General features: G+C 69.8%; 10 protein-coding genes. 5 read left to right on the top strand and 5 right to left on the bottom strand.

Annotated elements, in window-relative coordinates:
• Positions 1-141: 141 nt before the first annotated feature.
• Positions 142-2,361: an NADP-dependent isocitrate dehydrogenase gene (locus ABD655_RS05140; protein WP_344712136.1), complete on the bottom strand. Its 2,220-nt coding sequence runs from the start codon at positions 2,359-2,361 to the stop codon at positions 142-144.
• 143 nt (positions 2,362-2,504) lie between these two features.
• On the opposite strand from ABD655_RS05140, the gene ABD655_RS05135 reads away from it, so the two are divergent.
• The 4 genes from ABD655_RS05135 (at position 2,505) to ABD655_RS05120 (ending at position 6,147) form a co-directional block, all read left to right on the top strand.
• Positions 2,505-2,957: a GNAT family N-acetyltransferase gene (locus ABD655_RS05135; RefSeq protein ID WP_344712135.1), complete on the top strand. Its 453-nt coding sequence runs from the start codon at positions 2,505-2,507 to the stop codon at positions 2,955-2,957.
• A gap of 214 nt (positions 2,958-3,171) precedes the next feature.
• Positions 3,172-4,008, top strand: coding sequence for a DUF559 domain-containing protein (locus tag ABD655_RS05130; protein WP_344712134.1), 837 nt, complete (start codon positions 3,172-3,174; stop codon positions 4,006-4,008).
• A 503-nt stretch (positions 4,009-4,511) separates the two neighbouring features.
• Complete coding sequence (locus ABD655_RS05125) at positions 4,512-5,072, top strand: hypothetical protein (protein WP_344712133.1); 561 nt, start codon at positions 4,512-4,514, stop codon at positions 5,070-5,072.
• 25 nt (positions 5,073-5,097) lie between these two features.
• Entirely contained in the window at positions 5,098-6,147 is a 1,050-nt protein-coding gene (locus tag ABD655_RS05120) for an alpha/beta fold hydrolase (RefSeq protein WP_344712131.1), read from the top strand.
• Between the two features lie 93 nt (positions 6,148-6,240).
• Here the strand turns inward: ABD655_RS05120 and ABD655_RS05115 are convergent, their stop codons facing one another.
• The 4 genes from ABD655_RS05115 to ABD655_RS05100 form a co-directional block, all read right to left on the bottom strand.
• Positions 6,241-8,058, bottom strand: coding sequence for an ABC transporter ATP-binding protein (locus tag ABD655_RS05115; RefSeq protein WP_344712129.1), 1,818 nt, complete (start codon positions 8,056-8,058; stop codon positions 6,241-6,243).
• Complete coding sequence (locus ABD655_RS05110; RefSeq protein WP_344712128.1) at positions 8,055-9,878, bottom strand: ABC transporter ATP-binding protein; 1,824 nt, start codon at positions 9,876-9,878, stop codon at positions 8,055-8,057. The genes ABD655_RS05115 and ABD655_RS05110 overlap by 4 nt, the downstream gene beginning before the upstream one ends.
• A 408-nt stretch (positions 9,879-10,286) precedes the next feature.
• On the bottom strand, positions 10,287-10,781 hold the full coding sequence (locus ABD655_RS05105) for a methylated-DNA--[protein]-cysteine S-methyltransferase (RefSeq protein ID WP_344712126.1): 495 nt from the start codon (positions 10,779-10,781) through the stop codon (positions 10,287-10,289).
• On the bottom strand, positions 10,778-12,403 hold the full coding sequence (locus ABD655_RS05100; protein ID WP_344715687.1) for a DNA-3-methyladenine glycosylase 2 family protein: 1,626 nt from the start codon (positions 12,401-12,403) through the stop codon (positions 10,778-10,780). Before ABD655_RS05100 ends, ABD655_RS05105 begins: the two co-directional genes overlap by 4 nt.
• 139 nt (positions 12,404-12,542) lie before the next feature.
• Here ABD655_RS05100 and ABD655_RS05095 point away from each other — a divergent pair, with 139 nt between their 5' ends.
• The gene (locus ABD655_RS05095; protein WP_344712125.1) at positions 12,543-13,970 is read left to right on the top strand and encodes a dihydrolipoyl dehydrogenase family protein; all 1,428 of its coding nucleotides are present in this window, start codon (positions 12,543-12,545) and stop codon (positions 13,968-13,970) included.
• The last annotated feature ends 11 nt before the right edge of the window (positions 13,971-13,981 follow it).

Raw genomic sequence — 13,981 nt, 5'->3', positions numbered from 1 at the left:
CCATGACCGGCGGCCGAAGGCGCGTACCGAGACCTCCGCCGGGGTCATGACCCCCTCGCGTCGAAACCCGGGGACGAATCGTGCACGGACGTGAAGAGGGGACGGATGCCGCGGCATCCGTCCCCTTCTTTTGACGCAGACTCAGCCGATCGCGTCGACGATCTCGTTGAACGTCTTCGACGGACGCATGACGGCTTCGACCAGCTGAGCGTCCGGCCGGTAGTAGCCGCCGATGTCGACGGGCGAACCCTGCACGGCGAGGAGTTCGGCGACGATCTCCTGCTCGTTCGCGGCGAGCGCCGCGGCGACGGGCGCGAAGACGGCGGCCAGCTCCGCGTCCGCCTTCTGCGAGGCGAGCTGCTGGGCCCAGTACAGCGCCAGGTAGAAGTGGCTGCCCCGGTTGTCGATCGTGCCCAGAGCGCGGCCCGGGGACTTGTCGTTCTCGAGGAAGGCGCCGGTCGCGGCATCCAGTGTGTCGGCCAGCACCTGGGCCTTGCCGTTGCCGGTGAAGGTCGCCAGGTGCTCGAGCGAGGCCGCGAGCGCGAAGAACTCGCCGAGCGAGTCCCAGCGCAGGTAGTTCTCCTCGAGCAGCTGCTGCACGTGCTTGGGCGCCGAGCCGCCGGCGCCCGTCTCGAACAGTCCACCGCCGGCCAGCAGCGGCACGATCGAGAGCATCTTGGCGCTCGTGCCGACCTCGAGGATCGGGAACAGGTCGGTGAGGTAGTCGCGCAGCACGTTGCCGGTCACCGAGATGGTGTCCAGGCCGTGCCGCATCCGAGCGAGGCTGTACCGGGTCGCCTCCGCGGGCGCGAGGATCGAGATCTGAATCCCGTTGGTGTCCATCGTCGCGAGGGCCTGGTACACCTTCGCGATGACCTGAGCGTCGTGCGCACGGTTGACGTCGAGCCAGAACACGGCGGGTGAGCCCGTGGCCCGTGCGCGACTGACCGCCAGCCGTACCCAGTCGACGAGCGGGATGTACTTCGTCTGGGTGGCGCGCCAGATGTCGCCCTTCTGGACGTCGTGCTCGATGACCACCTGACCGTCGCCGTCGACGACCTGCACCGTACCGGGAGCGGCGATCTCGAACGTCTTGTCGTGACTGCCGTACTCCTCCGCGGCCTGCGCCATGAGACCCACGTTCGAGACGCTTCCGATCGTCGCGGGATCCAGCGGTCCGTTCGCGATGACGTCATCGATCGTCGCCTGATAGACGCTGGCGTACGACGAATCCGGGATGACGGCGAGCGTGTCCTGCTCGCTGCCGTCCACGGCCCACAGCTTTCCGCCGTTGCGCACGAGGGCGGGCATCGAGGCGTCGACGATGACATCCGAGGGGACGTGGAGGTTCGTGATGCCCTTGTCGGAGTTGGTGTACGACAGCCGTGGGCCGCGCTGGAGGTCGGCGGCGATGGCCGCAGCGATCTCGGCGCCTTCCTCCACGTCGTCGAGCCCGGCGAGGATCGAGCCGAGCCCGTTGTTCGGGCTGAGCCCGGCCGCATCGAGCCGTTCGCCGAACTTCTCGAACACATCCGGGAAATAGGCCTTGACGACGTGGCCGAAGATGATCGGGTCGCTGACCTTCATCATCGTGGCCTTCAGATGCACCGAGTAGAGGACATCGTCCTCGGCGGCGGACCGCAGCGTCTCGGCGAGGAACTCATCGAGTGCCGCCGCCGAGAGGAAAGTGGCGTCGACGATCTCGCGCGGCAGCACCTTGAGGTTGTCCTTGAGCACGGTGACTTCGCCGTCGGCGCCGATGTGGCGCACGGTGAGGACGTCGTCGTGCGCGGCCACCCACGACTTCTCGTTCGACTTGAAGTCGTCGTGGCCCATCGTGGCGACCCGGGTCTTCGATCCCGCCGGGAAGGGCTTGTTGCGGTGCGGATGCTTGCGCGCATAGTTCTTCACCGACAGCGGGGCGCGCCGGTCGCTGTTGCCCTCGCGCAGCACCGGGTTCACGGCCGACCCCTTGATGCGGTCGTAACGGGCGCGGACGTCCTTGTCCTCGAGCGACTCGGGCTCATCGGGATAGTCCGGGATGTCGAATCCCTGGCTCTGCAGTTCCGCGATGGCGGCCTTCAGCTGGGGAATCGACGCCGAGATGTTGGGGAGCTTGATGATGTTGGCCTCGGGCAGCGTCGCGAGGCCGCCGAGCTCGGCCAGGGCGTCCCCGACCTGCTGCTCGGGAGTGAGCTGCTGCGGGAATGCCGCCAGCACCCGTCCCGCGAGCGAGATGTCCCGCGTCTCGACATCCACCCCCGCCTGGCTGGTGACAGCCTTCACGATCGGCAGGAACGAAGCGGTGGCAAGCGCCGGAGCCTCGTCGGTGTGGGTGTAGAAGATGGTCGATTCGGTCACCGGGTTGTCTCCGTTCGGGTGGTCTTTCCAGCCTAACCCAACGCCAAAGTATCTCGACATCGAGATATCTCATGAGGTGAACTCCGCGTTAAGGCGTTACGTCCGACGTGCCGGGATGCTGTCATTCCGGCTACCCTGTGGCTATGGCTGAGCTGAGACTGGTCGAACTGTCCGCCGCGACGATCGTGGCGGTCAACAACATGTCCCTCAAGCCCGGGCAGGAGCAGTATCTGGCTCCCGTCAGCTACGGCATCGCCGCGACGGTGATCAACCCGCAGACGTCGTGGCAGCGCGTCGTGCTGGACGCCAACGAGGTCGTCGGCTTCGTCAGCGCCAACTTCGACCCCGAGGCTCCCGAGGAGCACTTCCAGTCGGTTCTCTGGCGGATCAACGTCGACGCGGACGACCAGGGCCGCGGCGTCGGGCGCTTCGCGGTTCAGAAGCTCCTCGAAGAGGCGCGCGATCGCGGCATGGATCGCGTGAACGTGATCTACGAGGCCGGCGAGGGCGGGCCCCAGGCGTTCTTCGAGCGCGTCGGCTTCACACCGGTCGGCGAGACCGAGTACGGCGAGGTCATCGCCGAAGTCCGCCTCTGACCGCTCGCGTTGCTGCCGCGGCTCGCGTCTGACACTCGCCGATTCGGACATGGGCATCCGTTTCGGACCGGCGAACCGAGTTCGTCCGAATCCAGGGGCGATCGCCGATTCTTGATCCGCTCGTCCGCTCCTCCCCGACCCGACCTCTCCATCGGCACTGCACACATCCGCACTGCGCTCCCCTCGGCATCCCCCCAGCGGGCATGCTCTCGACGTGGATATCGCGCAGTGGGTGACGGACCGTGGCGGCATCGTTCATCGCAGTGATCTGCTGGAACGTGGTGTGACCGCGAGGGCGCTGCGCGCGGCCATCACCGCCGGCGTTCTCCAGCGCGTGCGACGGTACTGGGTCGCCACGTCCGCCGCACCGCGCGCGCACCTCGTGGCCGCACGGTGCACCGGCGTTCTCGCGTGCGTTTCCGCCGCTCGAGCGCGCGGGTGGTGGATACCCGAGGGCGTGGATGCCGGCATCCATCTCCGCATGGCAGCGCATGCCGCGACGCCGCCCGCAGACGTGACCGCGCACTGGGATCGGCCGATCGTGCCGACCTCCCCTCGCGTCCTCATCGAGTCGATAGAGGATGCACTGAACCACATCGCGCGATGCGTACCCAGGGAAGCCGCTCTGACGATGTGGGAGTCCGCCGCACGAACCGAACGCCTGTCGGCAGAGAGCCTCCGACGCGTGGAATGGACGACGGGGGCGGCTCGGGAGTGTGCGGCGGCGGTCACCGGGCTGTCCGATTCGGGGCTCGAGACGCTCTTCGTCCTCCGGTTGAGACCGTGGGGAATCCCCATCCGGCAGCAGATCGTGCTGGCGGGCAGGCGGGTGGACGCACTCATCGGCGAACGACTGGTCGTGCAGATCGATGGATTCGCATTCCACTCGTCAGCGGCAGATCGCAGCCGGGACGTCGCGCATGACCTCGAGCTGACGCTGCGGGGCTATACGGTCCTTCGATTCACCTATGCGCAGGTCGTCCACGAGTGGCCGGCCGTCGAGCGAGCCATCGCACGGGCGATCGCCGCGGGCGCGCACGTGACCCGGTGAGGTGAGACCGCGTTCGGATTCGGAGACCGGCGTCGCATTCGGACCCGCACGCCGCGGGGGTCCGAATCCATTGCGGATCTCCGATTCCGGCGCGCGCCGGGCCGAACTGGGCCGGGCAGACGGACGGGCGGCTCGCAGGACCGAAGTCCGGCGAGCCGCCCGTCGCGTCGAGGACTATGCGCCCTTGCGTGGCTTGAAGACGTTCGTGTCCTGCGTCTTCTCGCGCTTCGCGGCGCGCTTTTCCTTCAAAGTCTGTTGCGGGGCCTTCTTGTTTGTCGCACTGGGGGCCTTGTTAGCCATATGGACTCGCTTCCCTTCGGTGAGCTGGCGTGTTCCACGCGACCATAGCCCACTTCCCGACGAAAAGCATTTCCTGATCAGACGGAAAAAACCGAAATCACGGGTTAAGTCTCGAACGCGTCGTCGCTGGCCCGTTCGGGCCATCTGAAGTTGGCCCCGACGAGCGATGTGGCCGGGGGCGCTCGACGGCTTTGCTAGCGGTCATGAACACGACCACCACCACCACGAACGACACCCCCACACCGCATCGGATCGAATCTCTCGCCACGCTGCGCACCGAAGCGCTCGTCGGGCGGCTGCTCGAAGGCGGGCTCGGATCCGCCGAGCTGCTGTCCATCGAGCTGGGCCGACGCCTTCACCTCTACGACGTGCTGTTCGAGAGCGGACCGGTGACCGCCGCCGACTTCGCGACCGCGGCCGGCATCGCGCCGCACTACGCCCGAGAGTGGCTCGAGCAGCAGTCTGTGGCCGGCATCCTGGATGTCGTCTGGCCGGGCGCAGTCGAGACGCGCGAGTACCTCCTGCCCGGCGCCCACGTTCCCGTGCTGGTCGATCCGGACAGCCGGTTCAATCAGATCGGGCTCTCCGGTTTCGATGAGACTCTCGCCGAGATCGCCGAGGCGTACCGCAGCGAGGGCGGTGTCGGTTTCGGGAGGTCCGGGACCGCACCCCGCAGACGCATCGCGGGTGCGAACCGACCCGGTTTCGTGGCGCGCGTGCGCTCGCGGGTCGACGCTCTGCGGCGGCTCCCCCGGATGCGCTGATCCGTCGCCGCCCTACACTGGCCTCGTGCTCGCCGAGGACCAGGTCATCCGCTACGCCGATCTCGGCGGTCGCGACGTGGCCTGGGCCTCGGTCGGCTCGGGGCCACCCCTCGTGATCGGAGGCTGGTGGTGCAGCCATCTCGAGCTGGACTGGCACGAGCCGTCGTTCCGGCGCTTCGTCAGCCGGCTCGCCGAGCACCGCACCGTGATCCGGTACGACCGTCCGGGAACGGGCCTGTCCGACCGCACCGGACCACCGCCCGCCTCGCTCGAGGATGAGGTCGGCATCCTGCGATCACTGCTGGAGCACGTCCCGGGACGGGTCGATCTGCTCGGCGCGTCGTCAGGGTCGCTGGTCGCGGCGGCGTATGCCGCGAGCAATGCCGAGCGGGTCGACCGGCTGCTGCTCTACGGCAGCTACGCCGCGGGCAGCCAGATCGCCGCGCCCGCCGCTCGGGACACCCTGCTCGAAGTGGTCGCCGCGCATTGGGGCCTCGGGTCGAAGGTGCTCGCCGACATCTTTCTGCCCGGGGGCTCGGCGGCCGAACGCGAGGCGTTCGCGCAGTTCCAGCGCCGATCGGCCTCGCGCGAGGTCGCGCTGGCGTCGCTGCGTGCGGTCTACGAGCACGACGGGACACGGGTGCTGCCCCGGGTCGCGGCGCCCACCCTCGTCGCTCACCGGCGCGCGGACACGGCGATCCCGTTCGCCCTCGGCCGCGACGTGGCCGCGCGCATCCCGAATGCCGAGTTCGTCGCCCTCGAGGGCGTGGACCACTTCCCCTGGCGCGGGGACTGGCAGTCGCTCGCCGACGCGCTGCTGAGGTTTCTGGGTGCGTCCGTTCCCGAAGCGCCCACGCCTCACGACCCGTCGACCGATCCGACGGCAGCACTCACGCCGCGAGAGCTGCAGGTGCTCCGCCTGATCGCCACCGGCAGCACCGATCGCCAGATCGCGGAGACCCTTGTGCTGAGCGCACACACCGTGCACCGCCATGTCGCGAACGTGCGCACCAAGCTGGGCGTGCCCTCCCGCGCGGCGGCCGCGGCGTGGGCCGTCGACCGCGGGCTGCTCTGAGCGAAGTCCCGCCGCGGCCCGGCGTGAGAACCGGGCCGTGATGACGGATGCCGCGGCCTCCGCGAACGCGCGGCCGCGGCATCCGTTCCGGACTCAGACCAGCGACTCCCGCCAGGCGGCGTGCAGCTGCGAGAACTTTCCGGTCCCGGCGATCAGCGCCGCGGGCGTATCGTCCTCGATGATCTCGCCATGCTCCATCACCAGCACGCGATCGGCGATCGCGACGGTCGACAGACGGTGCGCGATGATGATCGCGGTCCGGTCGGCCAGGAGCGTCTGCAGCGCGTCCTGGATCTGCCGCTCCGACGGCATGTCCAGCGATGCGGTCGCCTCGTCGAGGATCAGCACCGCGGGGTTGGCCAGGAACGCCCGGGCGAACGAGATCAGCTGACGCTGGCCGGCGGACACGCGCCCGCCGCGCTTGTTCACGTCGGTGTCGTAGCCGTCCGGAAGCGCCTCGATGAAGGCCTCAGCACCGACCGCACGCGCAGCCGCGCGGATCTCGTCCATGGTCGCGTCGGGCTTGCCGAATGCGATGTTGTCGGCCACCGTCCCGCTGAACAGGTACGCCTCCTGCGTCACCATGACGATGGCGCGGCGCAGGTCCTTCGGGTGCAGCTGGCGCAGATCGATGCCGTCCAGGGTCACGCGCCCGCGGGTCGGGTCGTAGAACCGCGAGACGAGCTTGGCGAGGGTCGACTTGCCCGCACCGGTCGTGCCGACCAGCGCGATGGTCTGACCCGCCGGGATGTCGAGGGTGAAGTCCGGCAGGATCGTCTTTCCGCTGCCGTACCCGAACCGCACGCCGTCGAAGTGGATGTGCCCGCGGGACTCCCACAGGTCGACCGGCGAAACGGGATCCGGAACCGTCGGCTCCTCCTCCAGGACGCCCGAGACCTTCTCCAGCGCCGCTGTCGCGGACTGGTACGAGTTCAGGAAGAACGCGACCTCCTGCAGCGGAGCGAAGAAGTTGCGCACGTACAGCACTGCTGCGATGAGCGTGCCGATCTCGTACACGCCCGGTTCGATGCGCACGCCGCCCCAGAACACCACGACCGCGAGCGAGACCGACGCGACAGCCATCAGCCCCGGCTCGAACGTGCCGAAGAGGCGGATCGAGCGCATGTTGATGTCGCGATAGTCGCTGGCGAGTTCGCCGAACTCGTTGTCGTTGCGCGCCTCCTTGCGGAAGGCCTTCACGGCACGGATGCCGGTCATCGTCTCGACGAATTTCACGATGACCTTCGCGCTGATCACGCGTGACTCGCGGTAGACCCGCTGCGAGCGCGTGTAGAACCACCGCATCAGCAGGTACAGCGGCAGGCCCATCACGATGAGGACCACGCCGGACCGCCAGTCCAGCAGCAGGAGCGCGATCAGGGTGAAGCCTCCGTAGAGGATGCCGGACACCAGCTCGTTCAGGCCGCCGTCCAGCAGTTCGCGGATGGTGTCCAGGTCGCTCGTCTGCCGGGAGATGATGCGTCCCGACGTGTAGGACTCGTGGAACTCCAGGCTCAGCCGCTGCGTGTGCAGGAAGATCCGCTTGCGCAGGTCGAGCATGATGGCCTGCGTCAGTCGGGCCGTCACGACGACGTACCAGCCGATCAGGGCGGCGCCGCCCATCGCGGTGATCAGGTACACCACGACGACGCCGATGGTCGGCATCCAATCCATCCGGTCGACGACTGCCGGCAGCGCCGTGTTGAGGCCGTAGGCGATCAGGGCCGGGCCGGCCACCCGGAGTGCGGTCGAGACGACCAGGATGGTCGCGGCGAGCACGAGCTGCCACTTCAGCGGCGAGACGAGCGAGCCGAGCAGGCGCAGCGAGCGACGGCGGATCGCCCGGCTCTCTTCGCGCGTGTAGTCCGAGCGGTCTTCGCCGCTGGTTCCTTCGACGGTTGCGGTGCTCACAGGTTCACCTCCGTTTCGCGGGTACGGGCCTGTTCGTTCTCCAGGCTGGAGATGACATACCGGTAATGCTCGCTCTCGCGCAGCAGGTCGCTGTGACGGCCGACCGCCGTGATCCGACCGGCTTCGAGCAGAGCGACGCGATCGGCGAGCATGACGGTCGACGGACGATGTGCGACGACGAGCGCCGTGGTGCTGTGCAGCACCTCGCGCAGGGCGTCCTCGACCAGGGCCTCGGTGTCGACGTCGAGGGCCGAGAGGGGGTCATCCAGCACGAGGACGGCGGGACGCGCGGCGACCGCGCGGGCGAGCGCAAGGCGCTGCCGCTGCCCGCCCGAGAGGCTGAGCCCCTCCTCGCCGATGACCGTGTCGACGCCGAACGGAAGGTCCTCGACGAACCCCGCCTGGGCGACCGCGAGCGCCTCGCGCAGCACGGCCTCGGCCTCGGGACTGCCGGGGATCAGGTCCTCCCGGCCGAGCAGCACGTTGTCGCGTACGGTCTGCGAGAACAGCGTCGCGTCCTCGAAGGCCATGCCCACGTGCCTGCGGAGTTCGTTCAGGCTGAGGTCGCGCACGTCCACGCCGTCGAGGGTGACCCGGCCGCCGGTCACGTCGTACAGGCGGGACGGCAGTGTCGTCAGGGTCGTCTTGCCCGAACCGGTCAGGCCGACAAGAGCCATCGTCTCCCCCGGGCGCAGCACGAGATCGATGCCGTTGATGAGGTCCCGTTCGGATGCCGCGGCATCCTGATACCGGAAGTGCACGCCTTCGAACGCGAGCTCGCCGCGCGGTTGGGCGATCGTTGTCGGCGTCGCGGGATCGGTGATGGTGTTCTGCTCGTCGAGAACCTCGAAGATCCGGTCGGTCGCGGTGCGCGCGTCGAGTGTGAACGAGAAGAGGAATCCGATCGACTCCATGGGCCAGCGCAGGACGGTCGCCATGGCGAAGAACGCGATCAGCTCGGGCACGGTGAGCTGGCCCAACTGGACGAGGTAGATGCCCGCACCGAGGCACAGCGCGAACGCGAGGTCAGGCAGCAGGACCAGCCAGAACCAGATGATCCCGACGGCGCGCGCCTTGTTCAGCTCGGTCTGGCGGAGCGTCTCGGCCTGCTTGGCGAACTTCTGCAGGGCGTGCTTGCCGCGTCCGAAGGCCTTGAGCACCCGGATCCCGTGGACGCTTTCCTCCACGGAGGTGGCGAGGTCGCCGGCCTGGTCCTGGCTCTGGCGTGCCAGAGTCCCGTAGGTCTTCTCGAAGCGGTAGCCCGTGTACCAGAGGGGAATCGAGCACACGAGGAAGATGGTGCCGAGCAGCCAGTGCCAACGGAACAGCAGCACGGTGCCCACGAGGATCGTGAGCACGTTGACCACCAGCAGCACCAGGCCGAACGCCAGCCAGCGCCGCAGCATGCTGATGTCCTGCATCATGCGACTGAGCAGCTGGCCGGACTGCCAGCGATCGTGGAAGGACACCGGAAGCCGCTGCAGTCGCGCGTAGAAGCCCTTCCGCAGGTCGTACTCGACCTTCGTCGCCGGGCCGAGCACCAACCAGCGGCGCAGCCACACCATGACGGCCTCGAGCAGCCCGAGCACGAGGATCGCGGCGGCGCCCCAGGCGATCTGGCCGGCGTCACCGGACGCGATCGGCCCGCGGACGATCACCTCGAGGACGAGGGGGATGCTCAGTGCGAGCAGGCTTGCGATCAGGGCGCTCAGCGCGCCGAGGCTGAGCCTGCCCAGCACCGGCTTGGCGAACGGAAGCAGGCGCAGCAGTGCTCTCGGCGTGGAGGGGCGGCCGTCGTGTGATGAAGCGGTGGAAGTCATGATCCTTGTGGGAGTCGCGCGGGTGGAGAGGAGATGGGCCGGCGGGCGCCCGAAACAGCGGCGACGTCGCGGACGTCGGTCGAACGAGAACGCGCGGAGGTGCGGCTTTTGCCTGCTCGGTGGAGTCCCGAGTCCGGTCAGTCGAAGAGCCCCGGGGTCCCGTTCGGGTCGCGGAGGAGCGGAGCGGCGACCGGCGTGACGGCGACGGCGATCGTGTTCATGGCATCCTCCTTCGGCTGACCCGCAGGCGCGGGCGACAGCCTTCCAGACTATCCTCGCGCCCCGCCCGACACAACCGCCCCCTCGCGGTGCCCCGGGTCAGCTCCGCCGCCGCTCATTCGTGTCCCACTTCTGCATGCCACGCCCGGCGTGCCGCATGCAGAAGTGGGACACGAAGAACCGGCGGGGTCAAGCGGCGGCTTCGCGGGCCAGCAGCTCGCGCTTCACGTCCACACCCCACGCGAACCCGCCCAGCGTGCCGTCCGAGCGCAGTACCCGGTGGCACGGCACGAACAGCGCCGGCGCGTTCCGGGCGCAGATGGATGCCGCGGCCCGGACGGCGCTCGGCTGCCCCAGCGCGAGGGCGAACTCCGCGTAGGTGAGCGGTCGCCCGGGGGCGATGCCACGCAACGCCGCCCATCCGGCGGACTGCATCGCGGTGCCCTGCTGGGCGACCGGGACACCGTCGATGGCACGGAGATCGCCGGCGTAGTAGGCCAGGGCGGATGCCGCGGCATCCGTCTCCGCCTCACGCACCGTGACGGGTCGCAGGCGGGGGTGAATGCGGGCGAGCGCCGCGGCCGGATCGGCCGTCCACCCCGAAGCGAGGACCCGACCCCTGTCGTCGGCGACGATCGTGAACGGCCCGTCCGGGGTGTCGATGGTCTGGATGCTCGCGGTCATGTCGGGTCCTCCTCGGTGCTCGGTCGTCCGACCGGTGGTTCGGTTGTGTTCTCGTACGACGGACGTGGCGAGGCCGTCGAGGCCGCCACCGCGGCTGTGCCGCGACGGGGTGCGGGCGGGCGGACGGGGACGGCGCGCCACAGGTGCGCGGTGAAGTAGCTGCGCCACGGCGCGGTCCGCGCAGCCCACGCCTCCAACGCGCGGGGGTCCGCGGGCAGGCCTACCGCGGCGGCGCCGGTGCGCACCGCGACGTCGCCGGGAAGGAACACATCGGTGTCACCGAGCACGCGCATCCGCACGTAGTCGGCCGTCCAGGGTCCGACGCCGGGCAGCGCGAGCAGGGCTGCCCGCTGATCGGCGGCCTCGTCGCCCGGTCCGAGCCGGAGGGAGCCGTCGGCGAGGGCCGCGGCGGCGCCGACGAGCGCGCGGATGCGTGCCGCGGGGCCGCGCAGGACCTCGTGCCCGTGCTCGGCGATCGCCGCCATCGTGGGGAAGAGCCTCGCCTGGTTCGCGGCACCTGGGCCGGTCGCCCCGATCGAGACGGGCTCCCCCAGCGCGTCGGTGAGCGCGGTCAGCGCGGTGCGCGCCGCCGATACCGTGATCTGCTGTCCGACCATCGCGCGAATGAGCATCTCGTGCGGGTCGGCGGCTCCGGGCACGCGGATCCCGGGCACACGCGCCACGAGCGGGGCGAGTTCGGGATGCCGCGACAGCGCGGCGTCGATCGCGATCGGGTCGGCGTCGAGGTCGAACAGGCGACGGGCACGCGTGACGAGCGTGGACAGATCGGCCAGGTGGGTCAGCCGGGCACGCAGTCGCACGCGCCCCGTCTCGTCGAGGCGGAGCTCGAACCACGCCGGACCACCGGGCAGTCGCAGGGTGCGGGCGAACGACGCGGGAGTCGCCGACTCCATTCCGCTCACGGCGCGCGCGGTCATCCAGGCGAACAGACCCTCCGCATCGAGCGGGCCGCGGTGCGGCAGGACGAGGTCGATCGCGCCGTCGAGGGGTTGACTCCCGCCGCCGCGACGGCGGCGGGCGCGCAGCTCGAGCGGCGGCATCCCGAACACCTCCCGCACCGTCTCGTTGAACTGCCGGATGCTGGTGAACCCGGCCGAGAACGCGACATCGGCGGCCGGCAGGTCGGTGCCCACCAGCAGCATCCGCGCGGTGTGCGCGCGATGCGCTCGGCTCAGCGCGAGCGGTCCGGCACCCAGCTCGGCGGTCAGCAGTCTGGTGAGGTGCCGTGACGAATACCCGAGCCGGCGCGCGAGACCCGGGACGCCCTCGCGCTCGATCACGCCGTCCGCGATCAGCCGCATGGCGCGGGCCGTGGTGTCGCCGCGCAGATCCCACTCCGGGGATCCGGGCGCGGCCTCGGGCAGGCACCGCTTGCATGCCCGGTAGCCCGCCTCGTGCGCGGCGGCGCTGGTGGCGAAGAAGGACACGTTGGCCGGTTTGGGCGTGCGCGCCGGGCAGCTCGGCCGGCAGTAGATCCCTGTAGAGCGCACGGCCGTGACGAACTGCCCGTCGAAACGGGGATCGCGCGACTGGATCGCGCCGTAGCGCTCATCGAACGACAGCGGCGCGATGCGCGTCGCGGTGGTGGCGGTGGAGCTGATCACAGGTTCCACAATGCCACGCTCCGCGGCATCCGACTGGCGGAAATCGGACACGGCTGTGGGGTGCTGTCCGCACGACATCGACGTGGGACGGGACCGACCCTGACCCCGACGCGCGCGTGGGCGCTACCGTGAACGGATGAGCGAACGCGAGTACGACGTCATCGTGATCGGCGCCGGTGCGGTCGGCGAGAACATCGCCGAGCGGACCGTCCAAGGCGGAATGTCCACCGTCATCGTCGAGGCCGAACTGGTGGGCGGCGAGTGCTCCTACTGGGCGTGCATGCCCTCGAAGGCGCTCCTTCGCAGCGCTTCCGCACTGCGGGCGGCGCAGGACGTCGACGGCGCGAAGCAGGCGATCCGCGGCGGCCTGGACATCACCGGGGTCCTGCGCCGCCGCGACCGCATCACCCACGACTGGGATGACGCGTCGCAGGTGCGCTGGCTGAAGAAGACCGGCATCGACCTCGTGCGGGGTCACGCCGAGTTCACCGGAGTCAAGCGCGTCCGGGTGACCGCCGAGGACGGCACCGTGACCGACCTCATCGCTCGCCACGCCGTCGCCGTCGCCACCGGATCGGTGGCGCTGCTGCCCGACATCCCAGGTCTGCGCGAGATCGAGCCGTGGACCAGCCGGGATGCCACCAGCGCACAGACGATCCCCGCGTCGCTCGCGATCCTGGGCGGCGGGGTCGTGGGCGCGGAGATGGCGACGGCGTACGCGGGCTTCGGCACCAAGGTGACCCTGATCGTGCGGTCGAGGCTTCTGCCGAAGCTGGAGCCCTTCGCCGCCGAGCTGGTCGAGGCCTCGCTGCGCGGGCTGGGTGTCACCGTCCGCGCCGGTGTCGCGGTGACGGCCGCGCACCGCACCGACCGGAACGCGGTGCTCGCGCTGTCGGACGGAGGCCGCGTCGTCGCCGAGCAGGTGCTCGTCGCCGTCGGCCGTACGCCGCGCACCGGCGACCTCGGGCTGGGAAGCATCGGCTTCTCGCCGGGAGCATGGCTGGCCGTCGACGACACGCTGCTGGTCAAGGGCACCGACTGGCTCTACGCGGTCGGCGACGTCAACCACCGTGCACTCCTGACGCACCAGGGCAAGTACCAGGCCCGCGCTGCCGGTGACGTGATCGCGGTCCGCGCGAAGGGCGGGCCGGTCGATGACGTGCCGTGGGGTGCGCACGTCGCGACCGCGGACCACGACCACATCCCGCAGGTCACCTTCACCGACCCGGAGATCGCGTCGGTCGGCCTCACCGAGGCGGCCGCGCGTGCCGCCGGCCGACGCATCCGGGTACTGGACTACGACCTGTCCTGGGTCGCCGGCGCCAGCACCTACGCGGACTCCTACGAGGGCAGGGCGCGAGCCATCGTCGACGAGGACCGCGGTGTGCTGATCGGAGCCACGTTCGCCGGCGCGAACGTGGCCGAGCTGCTGCACTCCGCGACCGTCGCGATCGTCGGCGAGGTGCCGATCGATCGTCTCTGGCACGCGGTGCCGTCGTATCCGACGCTCAGCGAGGTCTGGCTTCGCTGGCTCGAGGAGTACGGCCGCCCCGCCCCGCTCTGAACCGCGGGACG

Origin of the sequence: Microbacterium terregens, from assembly GCF_039534975.1 — a bacterium.
In the GTDB taxonomy this organism is placed as follows: Bacteria; Actinomycetota; Actinomycetes; order Actinomycetales; family Microbacteriaceae; genus Microbacterium; species Microbacterium terregens.
This window is presented reverse-complemented; position numbering and strand designations above follow the sequence as displayed.

Bases quoted from the DNA above. Each gene is read 5' to 3' on its own strand.
- ABD655_RS05110 (WP_344712128.1), bottom strand. From the start codon at position 9,878: ATGACTTCCACCGCTTCATCACACGACGGCCGCCCCTCCACGCCGAGA.
- ABD655_RS05105 (WP_344712126.1), bottom strand. From the start codon at position 10,781: ATGACCGCGAGCATCCAGACCATCGACACCCCGGACGGGCCGTTCACG.
- ABD655_RS05095 (WP_344712125.1), top strand. From the start codon at position 12,543: ATGAGCGAACGCGAGTACGACGTCATCGTGATCGGCGCCGGTGCGGTC.
- ABD655_RS05135 (WP_344712135.1), top strand. From the start codon at position 2,505: ATGGCTGAGCTGAGACTGGTCGAACTGTCCGCCGCGACGATCGTGGCG.
- ABD655_RS05125 (WP_344712133.1), top strand. From the start codon at position 4,512: ATGAACACGACCACCACCACCACGAACGACACCCCCACACCGCATCGG.